This window comes from Bradyrhizobium sp. SZCCHNR3119 (assembly GCF_032487775.1).
GTDB lineage: Bacteria > Pseudomonadota > Alphaproteobacteria > Rhizobiales > Xanthobacteraceae > Bradyrhizobium.
In genome coordinates this window covers 4394046-4412832 of sequence record NZ_JAUEUV010000001.1, presented here as the reverse complement: position 1 = coordinate 4412832, position 18787 = coordinate 4394046, and the positions used below count along the sequence as shown (strand labels likewise).

17 protein-coding genes are annotated in these 18787 nt (G+C 66.2%); 6 read left to right on the top strand and 11 right to left on the bottom strand.

Annotated elements, in window-relative coordinates; translation table 11 throughout:
• Positions 1 to 231 precede the first annotated feature (231 nt).
• From QX034_RS20285 to QX034_RS20265, 5 genes are all read left to right on the top strand, one after another.
• Entirely contained in the window at positions 232 to 1008 is a 777-nt protein-coding gene (locus QX034_RS20285) for a DeoR/GlpR family DNA-binding transcription regulator (protein ID WP_316195731.1), read from the top strand.
• A 109-nt stretch (positions 1009 to 1117) separates the two neighbouring features.
• On the top strand, positions 1118 to 2257 hold the full coding sequence (locus QX034_RS20280; RefSeq protein WP_316184080.1) for an MFS transporter: 1140 nt from the start codon (positions 1118 to 1120) through the stop codon (positions 2255 to 2257).
• Positions 2258 to 2269: 12 nt separating this feature from the next.
• Entirely contained in the window at positions 2270 to 2653 is a 384-nt protein-coding gene (locus tag QX034_RS20275) for a VOC family protein (protein ID WP_315700750.1), read from the top strand.
• A 147-nt stretch (positions 2654 to 2800) separates the two neighbouring features.
• Entirely contained in the window at positions 2801 to 3256 is a 456-nt protein-coding gene (locus tag QX034_RS20270; protein ID WP_316188603.1) for a hypothetical protein, read from the top strand.
• A 1-nt stretch (position 3257) separates the two neighbouring features.
• The gene (locus QX034_RS20265; RefSeq protein ID WP_316195729.1) at positions 3258 to 4214 is read left to right on the top strand and encodes a UDP-glucuronic acid decarboxylase family protein; all 957 of its coding nucleotides are present in this window, start codon (positions 3258 to 3260) and stop codon (positions 4212 to 4214) included.
• Positions 4215 to 4237: 23 nt separating this feature from the next.
• On the opposite strand, the gene gspM is transcribed toward QX034_RS20265, so the two are convergent.
• The 11 genes from gspM to QX034_RS20210 form a co-directional block, all read right to left on the bottom strand.
• Entirely contained in the window at positions 4238 to 4810 is a 573-nt protein-coding gene (gspM, locus tag QX034_RS20260) for a type II secretion system protein GspM (protein WP_316195728.1), read from the bottom strand.
• 1 nt (position 4811) lies between these two features.
• Positions 4812 to 5867: a PilN domain-containing protein gene (locus tag QX034_RS20255; protein ID WP_316195726.1), complete on the bottom strand. Its 1056-nt coding sequence runs from the start codon at positions 5865 to 5867 to the stop codon at positions 4812 to 4814.
• Positions 5857 to 6795, bottom strand: a complete 939-nt coding sequence (locus tag QX034_RS20250) for a type II secretion system protein GspK (RefSeq protein ID WP_316195724.1) — start codon at positions 6793 to 6795, stop codon at positions 5857 to 5859. Before QX034_RS20250 ends, QX034_RS20255 begins: the two co-directional genes overlap by 11 nt.
• Complete coding sequence (locus tag QX034_RS20245) at positions 6792 to 7544, bottom strand: prepilin-type N-terminal cleavage/methylation domain-containing protein (RefSeq protein WP_315765896.1); 753 nt, start codon at positions 7542 to 7544, stop codon at positions 6792 to 6794. Before QX034_RS20245 ends, QX034_RS20250 begins: the two co-directional genes overlap by 4 nt.
• Positions 7541 to 8026, bottom strand: coding sequence for a type II secretion system protein (locus QX034_RS20240; RefSeq protein ID WP_315765894.1), 486 nt, complete (start codon positions 8024 to 8026; stop codon positions 7541 to 7543). Before QX034_RS20240 ends, QX034_RS20245 begins: the two co-directional genes overlap by 4 nt.
• On the bottom strand, positions 7983 to 8432 hold the full coding sequence (locus tag QX034_RS20235; protein WP_316195722.1) for a type II secretion system protein: 450 nt from the start codon (positions 8430 to 8432) through the stop codon (positions 7983 to 7985). Before QX034_RS20235 ends, QX034_RS20240 begins: the two co-directional genes overlap by 44 nt.
• Positions 8429 to 9634 carry a type II secretion system F family protein gene (locus QX034_RS20230; protein WP_315767339.1) on the bottom strand — a complete coding sequence of 402 codons (1206 nt, stop codon included), beginning with the start codon at positions 9632 to 9634 and terminating at the stop codon, positions 8429 to 8431. Before QX034_RS20230 ends, QX034_RS20235 begins: the two co-directional genes overlap by 4 nt.
• 5 nt (positions 9635 to 9639) lie before the next feature.
• Positions 9640 to 11358: a GspE/PulE family protein gene (locus QX034_RS20225; RefSeq protein WP_315765887.1), complete on the bottom strand. Its 1719-nt coding sequence runs from the start codon at positions 11356 to 11358 to the stop codon at positions 9640 to 9642.
• An 88-nt stretch (positions 11359 to 11446) separates the two neighbouring features.
• On the bottom strand, positions 11447 to 12085 hold the full coding sequence (locus QX034_RS20220; RefSeq protein WP_315700761.1) for an RNA polymerase sigma factor: 639 nt from the start codon (positions 12083 to 12085) through the stop codon (positions 11447 to 11449).
• 263 nt (positions 12086 to 12348) lie between these two features.
• Positions 12349 to 13803 (bottom strand): tetratricopeptide repeat protein, encoded by a 1455-nt coding sequence (locus QX034_RS20215; RefSeq protein ID WP_316195720.1) that lies wholly within the window; start codon positions 13801 to 13803, stop codon positions 12349 to 12351.
• Positions 13804 to 13880: 77 nt separating this feature from the next.
• Positions 13881 to 16076, bottom strand: coding sequence for a tetratricopeptide repeat protein (locus QX034_RS20210; RefSeq protein ID WP_316195718.1), 2196 nt, complete (start codon positions 16074 to 16076; stop codon positions 13881 to 13883).
• A gap of 367 nt (positions 16077 to 16443) precedes the next feature.
• Between QX034_RS20210 and QX034_RS20205 the strand changes: the two genes are divergently transcribed.
• Positions 16444 to 18279 (top strand): substrate-binding domain-containing protein, encoded by a 1836-nt coding sequence (locus QX034_RS20205; protein ID WP_316195716.1) that lies wholly within the window; start codon positions 16444 to 16446, stop codon positions 18277 to 18279.
• The last annotated feature ends 508 nt before the right edge of the window (positions 18280 to 18787 follow it).

Sequence of the window (18787 nt, the reverse complement as noted above, 5' to 3'; positions counted from 1 at the left end):
CCTAGACAACCACGATTTCTGAAAAATAGAAATCAAAATATTTTTCGCAGAGCATCTGGACTGGGGTGATCCGCCTGGAAGCTCAAGCAAATTTGGCTTTTTGACGCATCGATATTCAAGGCACGCAGGGAGATCCGGCGAAGGCCGGCAAGGACGATCCGCGCTGACCTTCGGATGTCTGCATGTTTATGCACGTTGTTATTCTTGTTTTTGCATGATAGGGTCTCGGCCATGTCAGACGAAATTCCGATGGCGCGGCGGGACCTGATCGGCGAACGCCTGGCACAGGGACAATCGGTCATTGCAGCAGCGCTGGCGGCCGAATTCGACGTCTCCGAGGACGCGATCCGGCGCGATCTGCGGGCGCTGGCGGCCGAAGGACTTTGTCGCCGCGTCTATGGCGGGGCGCTGCCGATCACGCCGGGATGGTTGCCGATGGCGGCTCGCATCGGCGCAGATCGTGAGCGCAAGCAAGCGCTGGCGCGTGCTGCGGCTACGGCGATCAGGACCGGCGAATTCATTTTTCTCGACAGCGGCAGCACCAATCTGGCGCTGACCGAATTCCTGCCCGAGGATGCCGAGCTCACGATTGCGACCAATTCGATCGACATCGCAACTGCGGTGCTGCAACGCCAGGACCTGAAGCTCATCATGATCGGCGGCGCCGTCGATCCGGTGATCGGCGGCAGTGTCGATGCCGGTGCGGTTCTCACGATCGGGCAGATGAACGTCGACCGGCTGTTTCTCGGCGCCTGTGCGGTGTCAGCCAAGAGCGGGATCAGTGCGATCGACACTGCCGACGCGGTATTCAAGCGCACGCTGCTCTCGGTCAGTCGAGAGACTCTCGTGCTGGCCACCACGGACAAGCTCGAGACCCGCGCACCGCATCGCGTCGCCGCGATCAAGGACATCGCACACCTCGTCGTGGAGCATGACGCGCCCACCGCTCAGCTCAAGGCCCTTACGAAGGCCGGCGCCTCCATTCTCAAAGCCGGTCCACCGGCATGACGACAGCCAAACCATCATGCGGCCCGATGAACGCGGATCGCACCTGCTCGTCGCTCACCTGTCCCCACTTGCGGGACGAGCGCCCTGCGCCCTAGCCTGAGAGTTCATCATGTCGTCTTCTGTTCAGTGCGCGGCCAAGCTCGCGACACGGCTCGGGTTCTTCGTCGCCGGGTTCGGCATCGCTTGCTGGGCACCGCTGGTGCCGTTCGCCAAGCAGCGGCTCGCGGTCGATGATGCGACGCTCGGCCTGCTTCTGCTTTGCCTCGGCATCGGCGCGGTCGCCGCAATGCTGCTGACGGGCGTGCTGACGAGCCGCCTTGGCAGCAAGCCGATCATCGTCGCAGGCGGCTTCGGGCTCGCGATCATCCTGCCCCTGCTGGCATTTGCAGGCACGCCGGCAATGCTGGGAGCCGCGTTGTTCGCGTTCGGCGCCTCGCTGGGCTCGCTCGACGTCGCGGTGAACGTTCATGCGATCGAAGTCGAGCGTGCCGAAGGACGGCCGCTGATGTCGGGCTTTCACGCCCAGTTCAGCATCGGCGGCTTCGTCGGAGCCGGCATGATGACGCTATTGCTGGCCATGGGGGCCGATGCGCTGATCAGCACCCTCGTCTGCTCGAGCCTCATGGGCCTAGCCATGGGGCTCACCACGCCGCGGCTCCTGCGCGCGCGGCCGCCCGAGGCCGGACCGCTCTTCGTTCTCCCACATGGCTTCGTGGTGCTGCTGGCCGCCTTGGCCGGCATCATGTTTCTGGTCGAAGGCGCCATGCTCGACTGGGGCGCGCTGCTGCTCACGGCTGCGGACCACCTGCCCAAGGCGCAAGCCGGCCTCGGCTACATGCTGTTCTCGATCGCCATGACGGCTGGCCGGCTCGGCGGCGATGCCATCGTGAGCCGCACCGGCGACCGCGCCACCCTGTTCTGGGGCAGCCTGATCGCAATCGCGGGCTTCGTCGTCCTGCTCACCATTCCCTTTGCCGCCGTCGCCATCACCGGCTTTCTGTTGATCGGCCTCGGCGCATCCAACCTCGTCCCGATCCTGTTCCGTAAGGCAGGCACGCAGGACGCCATGCCGGTCAGCCTCGCCGTCGCAGCGGTCACCACGACGGGCTATTCCGGCGTTCTGTTAGGACCCGCAGCGATCGGCTTCGTCGCCGAGTTCGTCAGCCTGCAGGCGGCATTCTGGATGCTGGCCGCGCTGCTCGGCATCGTGACGCTGTCGGCGCATCGCGCCGGCGCGGAACAGAACTGAACGGACCTCCCAATGCATCTCGCCCATGTCGCGCTCTGGACCAGCGATCTCGACGCCGCAGCAGCGTTCTGGCAACGCTACTTCCATGCAACCGTGAGCCCGGCATATCATAGCACGCGCCGCGCCGGCTTCGTCTCGCGCTTCGCCACGCTGCCCGGTGGCGGCACGCGGATCGAACTCATGACCGGCCCGTGGCTTGCCGGTGCGAATGCGTCTGACTGCATCGGTTGGGATCACGTCGCCGTTGCGCTCGGCAGTGCGGCTGACGTCGATGCGCTCGCTGAACGTTGCGCGGTCGATGGCGTCCTCGTCTCGGCGCCACGCACGACCGGCGACGGCTTCTACGAGGCGGTGATCGCCATGCCTGACGGAAGCCGCGTCGAGGTCACGGCGTAGCAGCGCCGACATCGGCGATTTCACGCGATGACAGTTGTTTGAAATTCCTGCACACGTTGTAGGTGCCACAAATCTGCAATGGCAGGCTGCTACTGCTGTCCAACAAGGCAGCGGGACAGTGCAGCGATGATAGGCCGACGACATGGGATGCGCATCCGGCTCGCGGCGTGTCGCGCGCTTGTCTGGGCATCGGTCGCGGCGATCACGTCGCTATCAGCAACGTCGTCGTGCGTGCAGGCGGCCGAATTCTCCATCGTCAACGCATCGCCCGTCCATCTGCAGCACCTCTATGTCTCGCCCTGTCATGTGCGGCAGTGGGGCCCCGACCAGCTCGCCGAGCCGCTTGCGCCGTCCCGGCTTGCAACGGTCTCGAACCTGCCCGCCGGCTGTTACGACATCCAGTTCGTTGTCGCGCCCTGGAACAATTGCGTCATCGCCGGCGCGAACCTGCGCCGACGGACGCTCTGGAAGGTGACGCAGTGGACCGTGTTCGGCTCCCAGAGCGGCGATTGCTCGCATATCGCGGGTTTCGTTCCGACCACGCCGCGGCCGTGGGCCTGGCCTACGGATTCCGCTGCGGCTCCGATCATAAGGAAGGACTGACGTGGCCCGGGTGCTGGTGACCGGCGGCGCCGGATTTCTCGGCTCGCATCTGTGCGAACGCCTGCTCGATCGCGGCGACGACGTGCTCTGCGTCGACAACTACTTCACCGGCCGCCGGGCCAACATCGCGCATCTGATCGGCAATCCGTATTTCGAGGTGATGCGTCACGACGTGACGTTCCCGCTCTATGTCGAGGTCGACCAGATCTATAATCTCGCCTGCCCGGCCTCGCCGGTCCACTATCAGTTCGATCCGGTGCAGACGACCAAGACCAGCGTCCACGGCGCGATCAACATGCTCGGCCTCGCCAAGCGCGTAAAGGCAAAGATCCTGCAGGCCTCGACCTCCGAGGTCTATGGCGACCCGGAAATCCACCCGCAGCCCGAAAGCTATTGGGGCCGCGTCAATCCGATCGGGATCCGCTCCTGTTACGACGAAGGCAAACGCTGCGCCGAGACCTTGTTTTTCGATTACTGGCGCCAGCACGGCTTGCGCATCAAGGTCGTCAGGATCTTCAACACCTACGGGCCGCGAATGCATCCGAACGATGGTCGGGTGGTGTCGAATTTCATCGTGCAGGCCCTGCGCGGCGAGGACATCACCATCTATGGCGACGGCCACCAGACGCGCAGCTTCTGCTACGTCGACGATCTGATCGAGGGCATGATCCGGACCATGGACACGCCGGACGACTTCACCGGCCCGATCAATATCGGCAATCCCAACGAGTTCACCATCCGCGAGCTGGCCGAGCGGGTGATCGCGCTGACGGGATCGTGCAGCTCGCTGATCTTCAAGCCGCTGCCAGCGGACGACCCGCGCCAGCGCCGGCCCGACATTTCGCTGGCCCGCACCGTGCTCGACTGGATGCCACGCGTCCAGCTCGACGAGGGCCTGCAGAAGACCATCGCCTATTTCCGGCGCCTGGTGAACACGGCGGCCGAAGCGGCAGAGTAAGTGCGGCGGTTGCGGCGCGCCGCTCAAGCGCTCGGGCGGCGCCAGAACGCATGCACTGTCAGCGTGACCTTCAACACCGGATCGGCCGCGTTGCGCTCGGTCGAGCCACCGAGCTGCATCAGAAGCGAATCCACGAACACATAGGGCATTCCGCTCTCCAGCCGGTACAGCAGCTCCTGCAGCGCAGGGATCGTCGCCGTCAGTGCGAGCTGGAGCTTGATCGCATCGCTCTTGTCGTCGCGCTCGGCGGCCTGAATCCCCGATGAAACCAGGACCGCCTTCTGATCCGCGATCAGCTGCGACAGATAGGCCTGGAATTGCGCCGCTGCGAGCCCGCCGGTCGGCGCGTCGAGAAAGGCGAGCGCAGGCGCCGCCATGGCTTGCGACTTGCGCTGCTTGACCGTCGCGCCGACTCGCGACTGCAGGCTCGCGAGCTGATCGCGGCGCTCGCCAAGGCTTTGCGCCGCTGCGATCCAGGTCTGCAGCGCGTTGGCAGTGGTGAGCATGCAGATCAGCAGCAGCGCGCCGAAGGCGCCGGCCGCAAGCAGCTGCTCGCGGTTGAGGTCAAGCTTCAGCTTGAGGTTCAGCTTCGGCATGTCAGCCTCCGGCCATCGTCGGATGCGGCTCGACGCGCGCCTCGATGTGAAAGATGAAACGGGCGCCATCGGCGCTGCGCGTGGTCGGTGCGTAGAAATGAACGTCCTTGAACTGGCCTGATTGTTCGAGCGGCGCGATCAGCGCGGGCGCGTCCGTGGCAATACCGGCGATCCGCACCGTCGAACCGTCGATGTTCAGCTCGGTCAGATAGGCGCTGTCGGGCAACACCCGCGACAGCGCCTCGATCACGATCGCCGACACCAGCGAGGTCTCCTTCAGCGCCCATGCCCGTTCGGCGGCCGGCAGCGATGCGATCGACTGCGGCGAGTAAGTGCCTTTGACCTGGCGCTGCAGTCTGGCGATCTCTGCGACGATCTCGCCGCTCTCGGCATCAGCCGCCGCGGCCGCCATGAACGCCCAGACATTCAGGACCACAGCGAGGCCAACTGCCGCGGCCATCGCACCGCCGATGATCCAGCGCAGCCGGATCAGGCGTGTACCGTCGGCATCCGCAAGCCGCGACCACAGCGTGATGCCGTTGGCTGCTCCCGCCGATGCTCCGCCGGCGACGACCGCGTCGACGTGCAGGCCCAGTGCCGCCATGCGATGACGTGCATCATCCACGACCGCGCGCGGCGTGATCAGAACCCGGACATCGAGGTGATTTGGCTCGGCACTATCCTGGACATCGAAGCCGTAACAGGCCTGGGTTGCGCGCCAGGGCGAGAGCCGTTCGATCTGGTTGCGGACGATGCCGGGCAACAACTCGCGGGCCTGCGCAGGCACGCTCATGCGGCGCGAGACGATCTCCTCGCTGCCGAGCTCCAGCATCACGAAAGCGCGCTGCGCCGAGCGCGCAAGCTCGCCCGGAAGGGCGGCTCCCGGCGACAAGGCGCCGGGCCAGGTCTGCTGCGTCCCGTCGCTCTGCCGCACGATCAGATCGTCATCGTCCTGACGAAGCTTGAGCCAGTTGCGGGCGCGGCGCCGGTCGCGCCAGCCAAGCCAGAGCCGCGCGAGATGATCGATCCAGGCCTTTGCGATCGCCTCAAGGTCCATCGGTATCCCCCGACACCATCGCGGCGTCTCGCACAACGCGCCGTCCGCCGGGATTCCAGGCCAGAACACGGTAGGGCTGTTTGTCACCCTTGAGCAGGACGATGAAAGCCCTCGCTTTGACCGAATATCCGTCGGTGGTGCGCGCCGCGAGATCGACCGAGATCACCGATCTCTGCTGAACCTTCAGATATTGCTGAGTGCGGCCAAGCAGAAAGCCGAGCCGCTCGCCATCCACCAGCAGCGTCCCGCGCATCGCAAGAAAGCTCTCCATGCGGGCTTCCTCAAAGAACGGCAGCGCCCTGATCACCGCGACTGGGGCGGTCAAGGGGTTCACAGCCTCGCTGCCATAGACGGTGATCAAGGGCGCCATCGCCGTGATCCATTCCAGCCGTATGCCGGGCACCGCGGCGAGCTGCCGGATGTCGCTGAACGGCGACTGCGCTTGTGGAGCGGTAGGCTGCTCGGGCTTCTTGTCAGCCACCGACCGCTGGCGCTGCGCGCCGTCTGCGGGCGGCGCAGCGTGATCCTGATCGCGCAGCGCCACGATGGCCTTCGCCAGAGCGTCGGCCTCGTCATCATCGGCGCCGACATGGCGCAGCAGCGAAGCCAGCACGTCGGCAGGCGCCCGGCCGATATCGATGCGGCCGGTCTCGTCGTCGACACTCACACGCACCTCCCCAGTCGGCAAGGTCACGACGGTACTGCGCGCGGTGAGCGGCGCATCCTTGACCGCAGCGGACATGCCGGCCGCGACCTCCAGCCCGGCGCTGAGCAGCGCATCGGCCTGGACGCGGTCGCGGTCGATCGCCACTATCCCGGCAAGGCTGCGGAAGGTCATCGACGTCGCCATCACCAGCACCGAGCAGAACGCAATCGCCCACAGCACGGCGAACAGGACCATTCCGCGCTCGCGGTCCCGCGCACTCATCCACGTGCTCCAGCCGGCTCAGTCCTTGGTCGATCCTGCTTTGGCGCAGCCTGCGCCGGCGCGCCTACCTTCAGGCAATCGGCGCTCGCGTCGGCCTGGGCGCAGCCAAGCGGCGCGTCGGAGCGCAGCCGGAACGCAAGACCCGGAAGCAGCTCGGCGCCGCTGGCCCGATCCCGGATCGTGAGCCGAACCAGCCGAGGCAGCAGCGGCTGGCTGCGCCAGCTGTCGCTCCAGATCAGATTGCCGTCGGCTCCGAAGCTGCCAAACGCGAAAGCGATATCGACATTGCCTTCGATCAGATCGATCGGGTCGCGTAGGGCCAGGCTCTCGAACAGCGTACGCGGCCCGGACCACGGCGCGCGGCGTCGGATCAGATGAGCAGTCCCCTCGACATCCTCGACCGTGAGACTGACCACCTCCTCACCTTGCGGTCCGGCAGCAACCCCACCCGCAGCGATGAACCTCAGCTGCCCCGGCTCGCCGACAAAGGCCACGCCCGCCTTGGCGTCGCGCCCGCGCGGAAGCTGGCGCGCCGACCCCAGATCCGCGCCGATCCGCTCCGCCGCCAGCAGCAGCTGATCCGCTTTGCCCGCAAGGCCGGTGCCCCGATCGAAGTTGAGCGCGACATTGTGGATCAACGCCGCCACGCCCGCGATCACCGCCGCCCCGATGGCAAGCGCCGCCAGCACTTCGATCAGGGTAAAGCCGTGCTCGGCTTGGCGGCGCGCGGGAAGCCGGAGGATGATCATTGATCTTCCCCAGGCAGGCCCAGCTGCAATGTGTCGGCAGTGACCGTTCGCCCCGGCGCCCAGAACACTGTCGCGGTCAGGTGATAGGCGATCCAGTTCGGGCGCTTCTCGACGGGTGCGTCCGGCTTCGCGGTCTTGGCCGGGACCAACTCAGCCTTCGGCGGGATCATGGCGTCGATGAACATCGGCTCCGCGGTGATGCGCCAGCGCATGCCGCCGGTTTCGCCGTCGCGAGGTCCCCGCGAAAGCGCGGCACGGTCCGGCGGCGCGTCGAGCAGGGAGCGCAGCAGCGCCTGCGCCGCGATCCGCCCGTCGATGCGATCGGCAATGCGGCGCGCGTGGAACAGCTGAGGCCCCAGCACGGAGACGAAGGCGAGCAGCAGCGTCATCGCCACCAGCGCCTCGATCAGCGTGAACCCTGCGCGAGCGGCGCGGCGTTCATTGAAGATCGACCGCGACGCGGCCGTTGTACCAGGAGACATCGACCTCATAACGCACCTTGTCCCAGGAGAATTTGACCGCGGCGCCGGTCGAAGCGCCATCCGGCTCGAACCGCACCACCGCCTGCCGTCCCGCCCACGTTTCGTCCACGCCGACCACATCGACCACCACGTCGCGCGGAATCGCGATCACCCCGCTGTCTCCGACGAGCGTACGCGCGCTCGTATCGAGCGAGATGCGGCGGCTGCTTCCGGTGAGCACCGCCACGAGACGCTCACGCCGCATCATCGCGGCCGTCTGCAATGTGAGCGCCTTCAGCCGGCCGCGGCCGGTGCCCGGCAGCAGCACGCCGACCAGCGAGGCCAGCATGGCGATGATCACCATCACCGCCATCATCTCGATCAAGGTCGAGCCGGCCCGCGGATCTGTCTCGATGGCGTCCGTCATTTGGCGAGCTCGGTGATGCTCAGCAAAGCGCTCATGATGGAGACGATCAACGAGCCGATGCCGATACTGACCAGGATGATGGTGACCGGGCCGATCGCACCCATCATGCGATCGAGACCGATGGCGAGCCGCTGCTCGTAGAACTGCGATGCGTGCTGCGCGATCGCCGAAAGGTCGCCGGTCTCGTCGCCGACGCGGAGCATGCGCACGGCCAGCGGCGGCACCAGGTCGCTGTCGGCCAGCGCCTCGATGAAGCGGCGGCCGTTGCGGACCTGCTCATGCACCTGCTCGACCGCGGCGACATAATCGGGCTCGCTCACGACGTCGCGCAGGATCTTGAGCGCGGCCGGCAGCGCCACGCCGTTCTCCACCAGGAGCCCGAGCGTGCCGATGAAGCGCGCGGCGCGCCGATCGTGCATCAGCCCGGCAATTCCCGGCAGTGCCGTGAACGTGGCCATCAGTCGCGCTCGCGCCGCCGGCTGCCGCAGGACGAGCCAGCCGACCAGCAGCACGCCGGTGCCGACGCCGAGCAGCAGGTCGAGATGGGCGCGCAACCAGGTCGAGGCGGTGAGCGCGAATGCCGCCCCCGCATTCAAATGGCCCTGCATCTCGCTGAAGATGGGCTCGAACTGCGGCACCACGTAAAGCAGGAAGAAGAACAGGATCACGATCGCCGCTCCGACCAGGAACAGCGGATAGCGGACCGCGGTGGTGATCCGTTGCGACATCTGCTCGCGCCGGGTCCGGTCCTCGACGATCGCGCGCAGGACGATTTCGAGCTTGCCCGACGCCTCGCCGGCCCGGACCATGGCGATATACATCGGCTCGAGCAGCGCGGCCTGCCGCTCCAGCGCCTCGGCAAAGCCGTCGCCGCCGGACACGGCGGAGCGAAGGCCGCCCGCAAAGCGCGCCACCGACTTGTTGGTATCGTCCTCCAGCGTCTGCAGCGAGGCTTCGAGATTCAATCCGGACCGCAGCAGGAGCGCAAGCAGCCGCAGGAACGTCGTCAGCTCGCGACCGCCGAGCGATCCTCGGCTGACGATATTGGTTCGTGTCACGCCGCCGCCGGCGATTTCCGCCTCGACCGGAAGGTGGCCGAGATACTCGATCCGCCGCAGCACCTCCTCGCGCGAGGGCGCCTCGACGTCGCCGAGGATGATCTCTCCGGCCCGGGTCAGCGCGCGGTAGCGATAATGGGGCATGACCGCTACAGGCTCGTGGTGAGGCGAAAGATCTCGTCGAGCGTGGTCTGCCCGGCGCGGAGCTTGATGATGCCGTCCTGCGTCATCGTCGTCATGCCTTCGCGACGCGCCGCGGCTTCGAGATCGCTGGCGTCCGTCTTCGGACCGATTGCACGCCGCAGCGCGGGGCCGATCTCCATGATCTCGAACACGCCCTTGCGGCCGCGAAAGCCGGTGAAGCCGCACCACTCGCAGCCCTTCGGCCGGCAGACGGTCTCCCCCGGTTCGATGCCGAGCGCGGCATAACGCTCGTCGGCGGCGATCTCTGCAGCCGTCAGGCGACAGGCCTCCTTGCAATGGTCGCAGAGGATGCGCACCAGGCGCTGCGCCACGATCACCCGCGCACAGGAGGCCAACAGAAAACTTTCGATTCCCATGTCGATCAGCCGCGTGATCGCGCCGGCTGCGGTGTTGGTGTGCAATGTCGTCAGCACCAGATGCCCGGTAAGCGCGGCATGCACGCCGATATGCGCGGTTTCGGAATCCCGCATTTCGCCGACCATGATGACGTCGGGATCGAGCCGCATGAACGAACGCAGCGCCGATGCAAAAGTCAGTCCGATCGCAGGATGGACCTGGGTCTGGTTGATGCCGGGGATCTGGTATTCGACCGGATCCTCGATGGTCAGGATCTTGCGCGTCGGCTCGTTGATGACGGCGAGCGACGCGGCGAGCGTGGTGGTCTTGCCGGAGCCGGTCGGCCCGGTCACGATGACCATGCCATAAGGCGCGAGCAACGCCTTGCGCAGGATGGCTTCGTCGCGGGGGCTGAGCCCGATCTGGTTCAGCGCGGCGAGGCCCGAGCCCTTGCGCAGCAGGCGGATCACGGCGCACTCCCCGTGCATGGTCGGCATGGTGGCGACGCGCAGATCGATCTCGGTGCCGCCGACCGCGATATGCGCCCGGCCGTCCTGGGCCAAACGGCGTTCGATAATGTTGAGGCCGGCCAGGATCTTCAGACGCGACAGGATGCCCTTGGCCATGCTCATCGGCGGCGCCGGGACGTTCTTGAGCATGCCATCGACCCGCAGGCGCACCTGCAGGCCTTCGCCGTTGGGCTCGATGTGCAGATCGGTCGCGCGCTGCTCGGCCGCCATTCGAAACAGATCGTCCAGCGCGCGCACGACCGGCGCGCCGCGCGCGAGGTCGCGAAGGTTGTCGAGGTCGTCCTCGCCCGCATGCGAGCTGGCCTGCGGCGCAGCCTGGCTCTGCTCCGCCTCGAGTTGCAGCGACAGCGCCGCATCGATATCGTCGGCGGTGGCCACCGCCAACACCACTGGCTCGCGCAACGCGATTTCGATCGATCGCAGCGTTTCGTCGTCGATCGGCGCGGCCACGGCCAGCTTGAACGCGCCGCCTGCACTCTCATAAGGAAACAACCGGCCTTCCTTCAGGAAGCGCATCGACATGTCGCCGCCGGCAAAACGGTTCTGCGTGAGATCGTCGCGCTTCACCCGGCTGCAACCGTAGAAGCTTGCGAGCTCATCGGCCAGCGTCGATGCCGTGAGCTTGGTCAACGCACTCCAATCGGGCGGCCCGGAGAGCCCATCGCCTTGACGGGACGCCCGCGCGACCGCAGCGCCCTGCCCGTCGCGCAACGCACCTCGCGCGGCGAGATGCGTCATGAAATCGGCCGGCAGCGGCCGCGGCATTGCAAGCTTTCTCTTCTGCGCAGCCAAGCTCATGCGCGTCCGACCTCATGGCCCCAACGGGCGTGCCGGCACCTTCCGGCCAGGACATCCGGGCGAGGATTCCCAGCCGAGGCGCGCAAATTCACAACGGCTCGTCCGGCGTTGCCGCGCACGACTGATCGCCGATAGCAACTGTCCGGGTCCAGTACACTGCACGGAGCGCGCGACCTTGCTGATAGACGTGATTCCGGGGCCGGAGCGGCGGCGAGTCCTGCGTCGTCCGTTCGAGGCGCGCCGCGCAATGGACCAACGCCTGTTTGAGCTCCACCTGCACGGTCCGGACGCTGACGCCGAAGCGCAGCGCCGTTTCCCGCAACGGCACTTCGTCGACAAAGGTCGCCATGAACATCTCGCGGCGGCGGGGCGGCATTTCCGAAATCACCCGCTTCAGTGCGCCGATCTCGGAACGCGCCTCGATCACCCGATCGGGTCCCGGCTTGTCGTCCACCATCTCGAACACTGCATCGCCTTCCGATACGGTGCGACGACGACGTTCCGCGACGCGCCGATTGCTGACGATGCTCAGCGCAACCCGAAACAGATACGCCTTCAGATCGCGGACCGGTCCTATTCCCGTCGCGTTCGAAAGGCGCAGGAATGTATCCTGAAGCGCCTCGTCCGCCAGCTCCGCAGAACCGGCACGTCGCACCAAGCGCGATCTGAGATCGTCGTAGCTCGCGACGAGAAGGCTGAGCAACGCCGCTCGATTGGTGTCGCTCATAGCTGGGACCCCATCCCCGGCCGCAGCGTTCTACTCGCTTGAGTTCAGCCGCGCTGTTCATAACCAAAGTTGATGACATAGCAATGAACTCAACCGCGGAAGCGACATCGCGCGATGCTCGCGACCGCCAACACATACAACGCACGATGAGTGATGCATCGCGCGATCGACTGGACTGTACGGCCACAACAGACACAGGCCCCACGCCTCGTCGCAAGACGGCACTCGCAGGCCCTGCATTAGTTGCGCGAACTACACGCATGTTACGGCGCTCCGCTCGCCTCGCACGTGTGTACAGAGCGCGCGCGTTCCACACCGCTTTGCGCCTCGGTATCGCTCGGATCGAGAGCGAGCGCGGCGCGAAACGCGGCTTCCGCGTCGGCCGGCCGGCCAAGCCCCAGATACAACTCGCCAAGCGCATGATGGGCGCTCACGCACCTTCGATCGAGCACGAGCGCGTGCTTCAGGCTGATCTCGGCCCCTTGCGAATTGCCGCGCGCGGCACAGGTCCGGCCCAGGGCTTCGTAGAACCGCGGCGACTGCTGCTGATTGATCCTGGTCGCCGCGAGAAAATGCGTCATCGCGCCCTCGAGATCACCGAGCTGCCGCAGCGCCATCGCATATTGCGCGTGCGCCAAGTCGCTGTCGGGAAGGAGCTCCAATGCTTTGCGATAATGAGCCCCCGCCTGCTCGAACCTGCCGCCGGCCATCAAGGCATCGGCGAAAGCGATCCGCGCCGGCGCGAGCCCGGGCGCCAGGGTTACGGCAGATTGCAACAAGGTCTGCGCTCGCGCGACGTCGCCGCGCGCCAGGGTGATCGATCCGAGATTGCACAGCGCGTTGACGTGAGCCGGATCGATCTCGAGAATGCGCTCGAAGAACCGCCTCGAACGCGCGATATCACCGCCGCGATGGTGGCGGCAGCCTTCCATGAACAGCGCCTCGCACAGCGTGGCGCTGGCGACACGCGGCGTCGCAGTCATCCGCAGCGCTACGGCCGTCACCGGATCGGTCCCCCGGTCGGCGTTGGCGGCCATATCCACGGCGCCTGCAGCCTCTTCGGCGCCATCGGCCGGTTCGGCAAGTTCGTGCGCGATCCGAAGCAACGCCTCATGGTCTGGATGGCGCGCCAGCATCTCGTCCAACAGCGCCTTGGCATCTTCGCGCCCGCCATGCGCGTCGAGCAATTCTGCCAGCGCCGCAGCCGCAGGCGCCTCGGCCGGTTCGGGCGAGGCCGTGAGTCCGTCGCGAAAGGCGGCGAAGGCAAGATCGGGCAGGTCGGAGCCGGCCAAGGCGCGCGGCAGGCCGAGCCGCGCCGCGGCGTTATCCGGCTGCAGCGTCAAGGCAGCGGCATAGGCCGCCAGCGCCTGCGGATATTGCCCCGACTTCAACAGCAGCCCGCCGAGATTGGCGTGCGCGTCCGCGTCGGCGGGTTCAAGCCTGATCGCCTCTTCCAGGAAATCGAGCGCGTTCTCGTCCTCGCCGCGATACAGAGCGATCACACCGCGCAGGTGCATGACCCGCTGCCGGACCACGGGCTCCTGCTCCATGGTTTCGAGCAGCACATCCGCACTGTCGAGCTGACCGTTGCGGAACAGCGCGAAAGCGCGGTCCAACACGGCTTGCGCGAATTCGGCCTGGCGCTCGGTCGAGGCCTGCTTCAGCATGGCCGCCGCGGCTCTCGATGCCTGCGCCTCAGAGGTCTCCGCTCCCGCCATCACCACGTCCCTTCCGTGCCCGCCTCACAAACAGTTCAGCAGCCGTGCGCCCCCAAACGAAGCTTCAGAGGCCGGCGTCAGGCGGCGCTGCGCGCGGCGCACCACTCGGTCCAGAGCTGCATCAGGGCGCTCGACAGATTGTCGGCAAAGCGCGGCGCGTCGCAGAGCGGCGACGCCGCCACCCGTTCGCGCAGAGAGCGGCGAAGCTCCGCCAGATCACCGCGCCGTCGCGCCCATTCGACGGCAAGCGCGACATAATCGTCGACGCTCGAGGTGCTGAACTGGCCGAGGCCCGCGGCAGTCAGATGCGTGGCCGAGTGACGACCGGCGAAAGTGTCGCCGGCGAAGGTCACGGTCGGCACGCCCATCCACATGGCTTCGAGCGTGGTGACGCCGGCCGAATAAGGAAACGGATCGAGCGCCAGATCGACCTTGCCATAGGCTTCGAGCAGCTTGGCCTGCTCGCTCTCCCCGACGAGTTCGACGCGCTCGCGCGAAAGGCCGCCGCGCTCCAGCACGGCGTAGACGGCCTCGCGCGTAGAGGCCTCGCCGAGACCGCCATAGACCATCAGGATGCGCGAATCCGGTACCTCGGCGAGAATGCGCGCCCACGCCTTGCCCACCTCGGCGTTGAGCTTGGCCGGACGATTGAAGCAACCGAAGGTGAAACACGCGCTCGTCTCGCTCGGCAGCGACGCCACATCGGGCGCGCTGGTCGGCGGCTGGTAGCAGACGTAGCAATCCGGCAGCCGGATCGCCCGCTCGACATAGCCCGCATCATGCTCCGGCGGAATCTCCACGGGATCGGCGATCAGGCCGTCATAGGTATCGAGCCCGACCGTGCCGACATAGCCGGCCCAGCCGAGCTGGATCGGCGCGGCACGAGCAGCGAACAGGGACAGACGGTTGCCGGCGGTGTGACCGGCAAGATCGAACAGGATATCGACGCCATCCTCGGCGACCTGTCGCGCGAGCGCCGCATCGTCGATGCTCGACACGTCGCGCCAGGCGAGCGATATCGCCTTGTAGCGCTCGCTGAAATCGTCATCCTGACTCTTGCTGTCGGTCTTGTAGCAGAAAATCTCATAGCCGAGCGCGGCGAGCTGCTCGAAGGCGCGCAGGGTGAGGAACGACACCGCGTGCCGATGCAGGTCCGCCGAGACCAGACCGAGCCGCAGCTTGCGGGCCGGATCCGGCGGGTTGGCAAACGCCAGCCGGTCGTTCGGCATGCTGGGACGGTACAGCGCGGCCCAGCGCTTGTGCTCGCGCAACAGCTCCTCGCGGGTCACACCCGGCTTGTGCTGGAGCGCAAACAAGACCGTACCCGCGACCGCCGCATTTGCCGGATCGAGCTCGCCGGCACGCCGAAAGGCTGCGACGGCGTCCTCCACCCGGCCCTGGCCAAAGAAACCGAAGCCGCGCGCGATGTGATGCTCGGCCTGCAGCGGATCGAGCGCAAGCGCGCGGTCGACATAGCTGAGCCCGCGCTCGAACTGGCGCTGATTGATCAGGAAGTGGCCGTAGAGATATTGCGGCAACGCGACGTTCGGCGCGCTCTCGGCGGCGAGCTCGAACAGCCGCGCAGCCTGCTGGTGACGCTCCGCCGCGCCGAAGTTCATGCCGAGCTCGAGCATGGCCTTGTAGTTCTGGCTGTCGATGGTCGATGCGGCCTGCAGGTCCTCGACCGCCTTGTCGAACTGACCGTCCATCACATGAGCGAGGCCGCGGGTCCGATAGGCCTCGGCGTAGCCGGCATCGAGGGCAACGGCCTGATCGAGCGCCTCCAGCGCCTCCTTGCGCCGGTTCTCGGTGAGCAGCGCAAGGCCGAGGCTGTATTGCGCCAGCGGCATGTTCGGCAGCAGCCGCAAGCCTTCCTGCAGATAGGGAATGCCCTCGCGCGGGCGGCCGGTCCGCGCAAGACAGGTGCCGATCTCAGCCAGCGTCGGCGCATGCGTCGGCGTCACCTGCAGCTCCGCCATGAAGGCGTGCCGCGCATCGTCGAAGCGATCGAACCGGCACAGCGCCACACCCTTGCAGTAGTTGAAGCCGGGCTGATCGGGCGCAAGCCGCACCGCTTCATTGAATGCGCGTAGCGCCTGGCGCCAGCGCTCCTCCCGTGCATGCGCGATGCCCTGCTGATGCAGCTCCTGCGCACGCCTCACATTGCCCGAAGGCCCCGAATGATGACCGCCATACGACAGCGGGCGGGCCAACAACGCATGACCGCCATGCTCCACGCGAATCGCAAGTCGCCCGCTCGAATTGTCTTCCATGTGGAAGCCCCGCCTCACCGCCACTCGTGCAAAGGTTGCATATGCACGACTAAGCAACACGATCGCGCCGCGTTTCCATAGATCACGTCACGCGGTATTGCCAAGAGCTTTTTCAAAATAAGGCTAGAAATATTCTCTGCGCGAATCTCATCTTCGAGTTGTCTATGAGACGTTAGCCAATCATCGACGAACGGAAACATTCCTTCGGTGCAGGAGATACTTAGGCCTATTTTAGATATATCTATTAGGCCTATCAAAAAACGACAAATAATACATCAGACATCCTGATGTTTACTTGTCGATCTCATGACGACGGAGTGACGCCGCAGCGCCGATGGTTACAACCCTCGAGATGAGTGAGATGAACATGCAATCGACTACCAAGTATCTGCTCGGCACGTCGTCGGCGCTGGTGCTGTCGGCCGCTGCCATGCTCTCGGCCGTTCAGCCGGCCAACGCGCAAGCGACCAACGGCCTCTACTTCGGCGGCAGCACGCTCGCCTCCGAAGCGTTCCGCCAGATCTTCGACTGCTACACCGGCGCGACGGTCGGCAATGACGGCTTCAGCTTCTCGGCGAGCTTCAATGCGGCCGGCCCGACCCCGGGTCTGCTGCCGGCGGCTTGTGCCGGCGTCGACACCACCGTCCAGGGCATGTATGCCGGCGTCGGTTCGGGCAACGGCTTCCGCGGCTATATCAGCAACACTCCGTCGCAGTGGTACAGCGGCAACGTGACCGCGGGCTCCGTCGTCGCGACGCCGTTCCCGGCCGCCCAGCCGCCTTACGTCGACACGCTCAACTCGGCCAATTTCGGCAGCTATCCCTATCCGCGCGTCGACGTCGGCCTGTCCGACTCGCCGCTGGCCTCGACCCTTGCGGCGCTGACCACGGCGGCGTTCAGCTTCACTCCGTCGGCCAATTGGGCCAGCGGCGGCGCCACTGCGACCACCCAGGTCGCCGTCGGAAGCAGCAGCCCGGTGAGCTTCAACGTGGCTGCCTGGGGCAACCCGGTCCAGTTGCCGGCGTTCGAGGTTCCGGTCGCGATCCCGGTCAACGTCAACAGCACCTCGTTCCAGATCAACTCGCAGATCAAGTCCGGCGGCGCCATCGTGACCGGCGGCGCGATCCAGCTCTCGAGCGCCCAGCTCTGCGCGATCTTCTCGGGCCTGGTCACCGACTGGAACAGCGTCGCCACCATCCCGACGCTTTCCAGCACGGGCACCGTTGTGAACCAAGCGTTCAACTACACCAACGTCGGCAACGGCGTCGGGACCGCGCAGCCCTACGCCAGCGCCTCGCTGCCGATCTCGGTGGCGTACCGCTCGGACGGCAGCGGCACCAGCTTCATCATCACCAACTACCTGAAGGCGGTCTGCCCGCTGATCGACCCGACCGACACCTACAAGTACAAGTCCATCTTCGGTGCTGCGAACCTGCCGAGCACCAGCTTCTCGAACCTGATCTCCAACATCGCCGCGGCCCGTGGCAACGGCCCGTGGAACGCAGCATCGACCGTCGCTGGCGCCTGGGCCGGCAGCAGCGGCAGCGGCGGCGTTCAGGCCGCGGTCGGCACGGCCGCGGCGCAGGCGGGCCGCATCGGCTATGTCAGCGGCGACTTCGTCAAGCCCTATGCGATCGCAACCAACGCGCCGTATGCGGCATCGGTGCAGAACGAGGCCCAGCGTATCGCAGGCGTGACCACTCCGGCCACTGCGGCGACCACGCTGACCTTCATCCCGCCGACGCCGGCGGCGGTGGACCTTGCCTGGGGTGACACCCGCCTGACGCCTCCGTCAGCTACGTCGACCTGGGCGAACTGGAACGTCTACGGCATCAACTTCGCGTCGACCGAACCGCTCCATGGCGGCGTCGCGGTGGCCGGCCTCTCGGTTCTGCCGCTCACCAACCAGACCGGTGCCTATCCGCTCTCGGGCACCACGTTCATGGCGACCTACAGCTGCTATGGCAACGCGACCAATGGCCAGAACCTGCTGAACTTCCTGAACTGGTACTATCAGTATCCAACAAGCGATGTGAACGTCAAAAACATCCTGAACAACAACAGCTTCTCGCCGCTGAATAAGCAGTGGCTGACTGCTGTCCAGGCCGTCTATCTGACCCCGGGCACGGGCGTCGCCCTCGCCCTCGCCTCGGGCGGCAGCGCGGACGGTTGCACCGGTGTCACCGGCGGCGCCAATCCGTGATGCGTGACGATGCAGGATCGGATGACTGCGCCTGATCCGGCATCTCAGCTCTGACGACAGCGACCGGGCGTCTCATCCGAGGCGCCCGGTTTTTCTCTTAATCTCCAAATACGGGCGAGACCGCGCTGGACAGAAAAGAAGTCGGAAGGTCCAGGTGCCGGCCTACAGCCCGGTTCCCCTCGAGCGCAGCTAATCCGTAATACGATCGGACGTGGCTCCGGTCATCCGCGACAACAGGCTCCGCGAGCCCGATCCGGCCCGGGCGTGGGCGGTCCAGAGCCAGCATCTGCAAGCCCAGCAGTAAGCTGGCGCCAGCGCGATCGCAGCAATGCAGCCGGCAGTCAGGTCGACGGTTGCCACACGTCATCACCCGTGATGGGTCATCACGTGGGACGGCGGCGTGATCCGCGCGTCGTCGCCGGATCGCGCCGCTCTCTCCGATGCGTTGGCCGCCGCTTCAGAGGGACAGGGAGCGCGCTGACGTCACGGATACAAGCAGATGCGACTG

Excerpts from the sequence above, each read along its gene's own strand:
- QX034_RS20285 (WP_316195731.1), top strand. The coding sequence starts at position 232 with ATGTCAGACGAAATTCCGATGGCGCGGCGGGACCTGATCGGCGAACGC.
- QX034_RS20280 (WP_316184080.1), top strand. The coding sequence starts at position 1,118 with ATGTCGTCTTCTGTTCAGTGCGCGGCCAAGCTCGCGACACGGCTCGGG.
- QX034_RS20275 (WP_315700750.1), top strand. The coding sequence starts at position 2,270 with ATGCATCTCGCCCATGTCGCGCTCTGGACCAGCGATCTCGACGCCGCA.
- QX034_RS20270 (WP_316188603.1), top strand. The coding sequence starts at position 2,801 with ATGCGCATCCGGCTCGCGGCGTGTCGCGCGCTTGTCTGGGCATCGGTC.
- gspM (WP_316195728.1), bottom strand. The coding sequence starts at position 4,810 with ATGCCGAAGCTGAACCTCAAGCTGAAGCTTGACCTCAACCGCGAGCAG.
- QX034_RS20255 (WP_316195726.1), bottom strand. The coding sequence starts at position 5,867 with ATGGACCTTGAGGCGATCGCAAAGGCCTGGATCGATCATCTCGCGCGG.
- QX034_RS20250 (WP_316195724.1), bottom strand. The coding sequence starts at position 6,795 with ATGAGTGCGCGGGACCGCGAGCGCGGAATGGTCCTGTTCGCCGTGCTG.
- QX034_RS20245 (WP_315765896.1), bottom strand. The coding sequence starts at position 7,544 with ATGATCATCCTCCGGCTTCCCGCGCGCCGCCAAGCCGAGCACGGCTTT.
- QX034_RS20240 (WP_315765894.1), bottom strand. The coding sequence starts at position 8,026 with ATGTCTCCTGGTACAACGGCCGCGTCGCGGTCGATCTTCAATGAACGC.
- QX034_RS20235 (WP_316195722.1), bottom strand. The coding sequence starts at position 8,432 with ATGACGGACGCCATCGAGACAGATCCGCGGGCCGGCTCGACCTTGATC.
- QX034_RS20230 (WP_315767339.1), bottom strand. The coding sequence starts at position 9,634 with ATGCCCCATTATCGCTACCGCGCGCTGACCCGGGCCGGAGAGATCATC.
- QX034_RS20225 (WP_315765887.1), bottom strand. The coding sequence starts at position 11,358 with ATGAGCTTGGCTGCGCAGAAGAGAAAGCTTGCAATGCCGCGGCCGCTG.
- QX034_RS20220 (WP_315700761.1), bottom strand. The coding sequence starts at position 12,085 with ATGAGCGACACCAATCGAGCGGCGTTGCTCAGCCTTCTCGTCGCGAGC.
- QX034_RS20215 (WP_316195720.1), bottom strand. The coding sequence starts at position 13,803 with ATGGCGGGAGCGGAGACCTCTGAGGCGCAGGCATCGAGAGCCGCGGCG.
- QX034_RS20210 (WP_316195718.1), bottom strand. The coding sequence starts at position 16,076 with ATGGAAGACAATTCGAGCGGGCGACTTGCGATTCGCGTGGAGCATGGC.
- QX034_RS20205 (WP_316195716.1), top strand. The coding sequence starts at position 16,444 with ATGCAATCGACTACCAAGTATCTGCTCGGCACGTCGTCGGCGCTGGTG.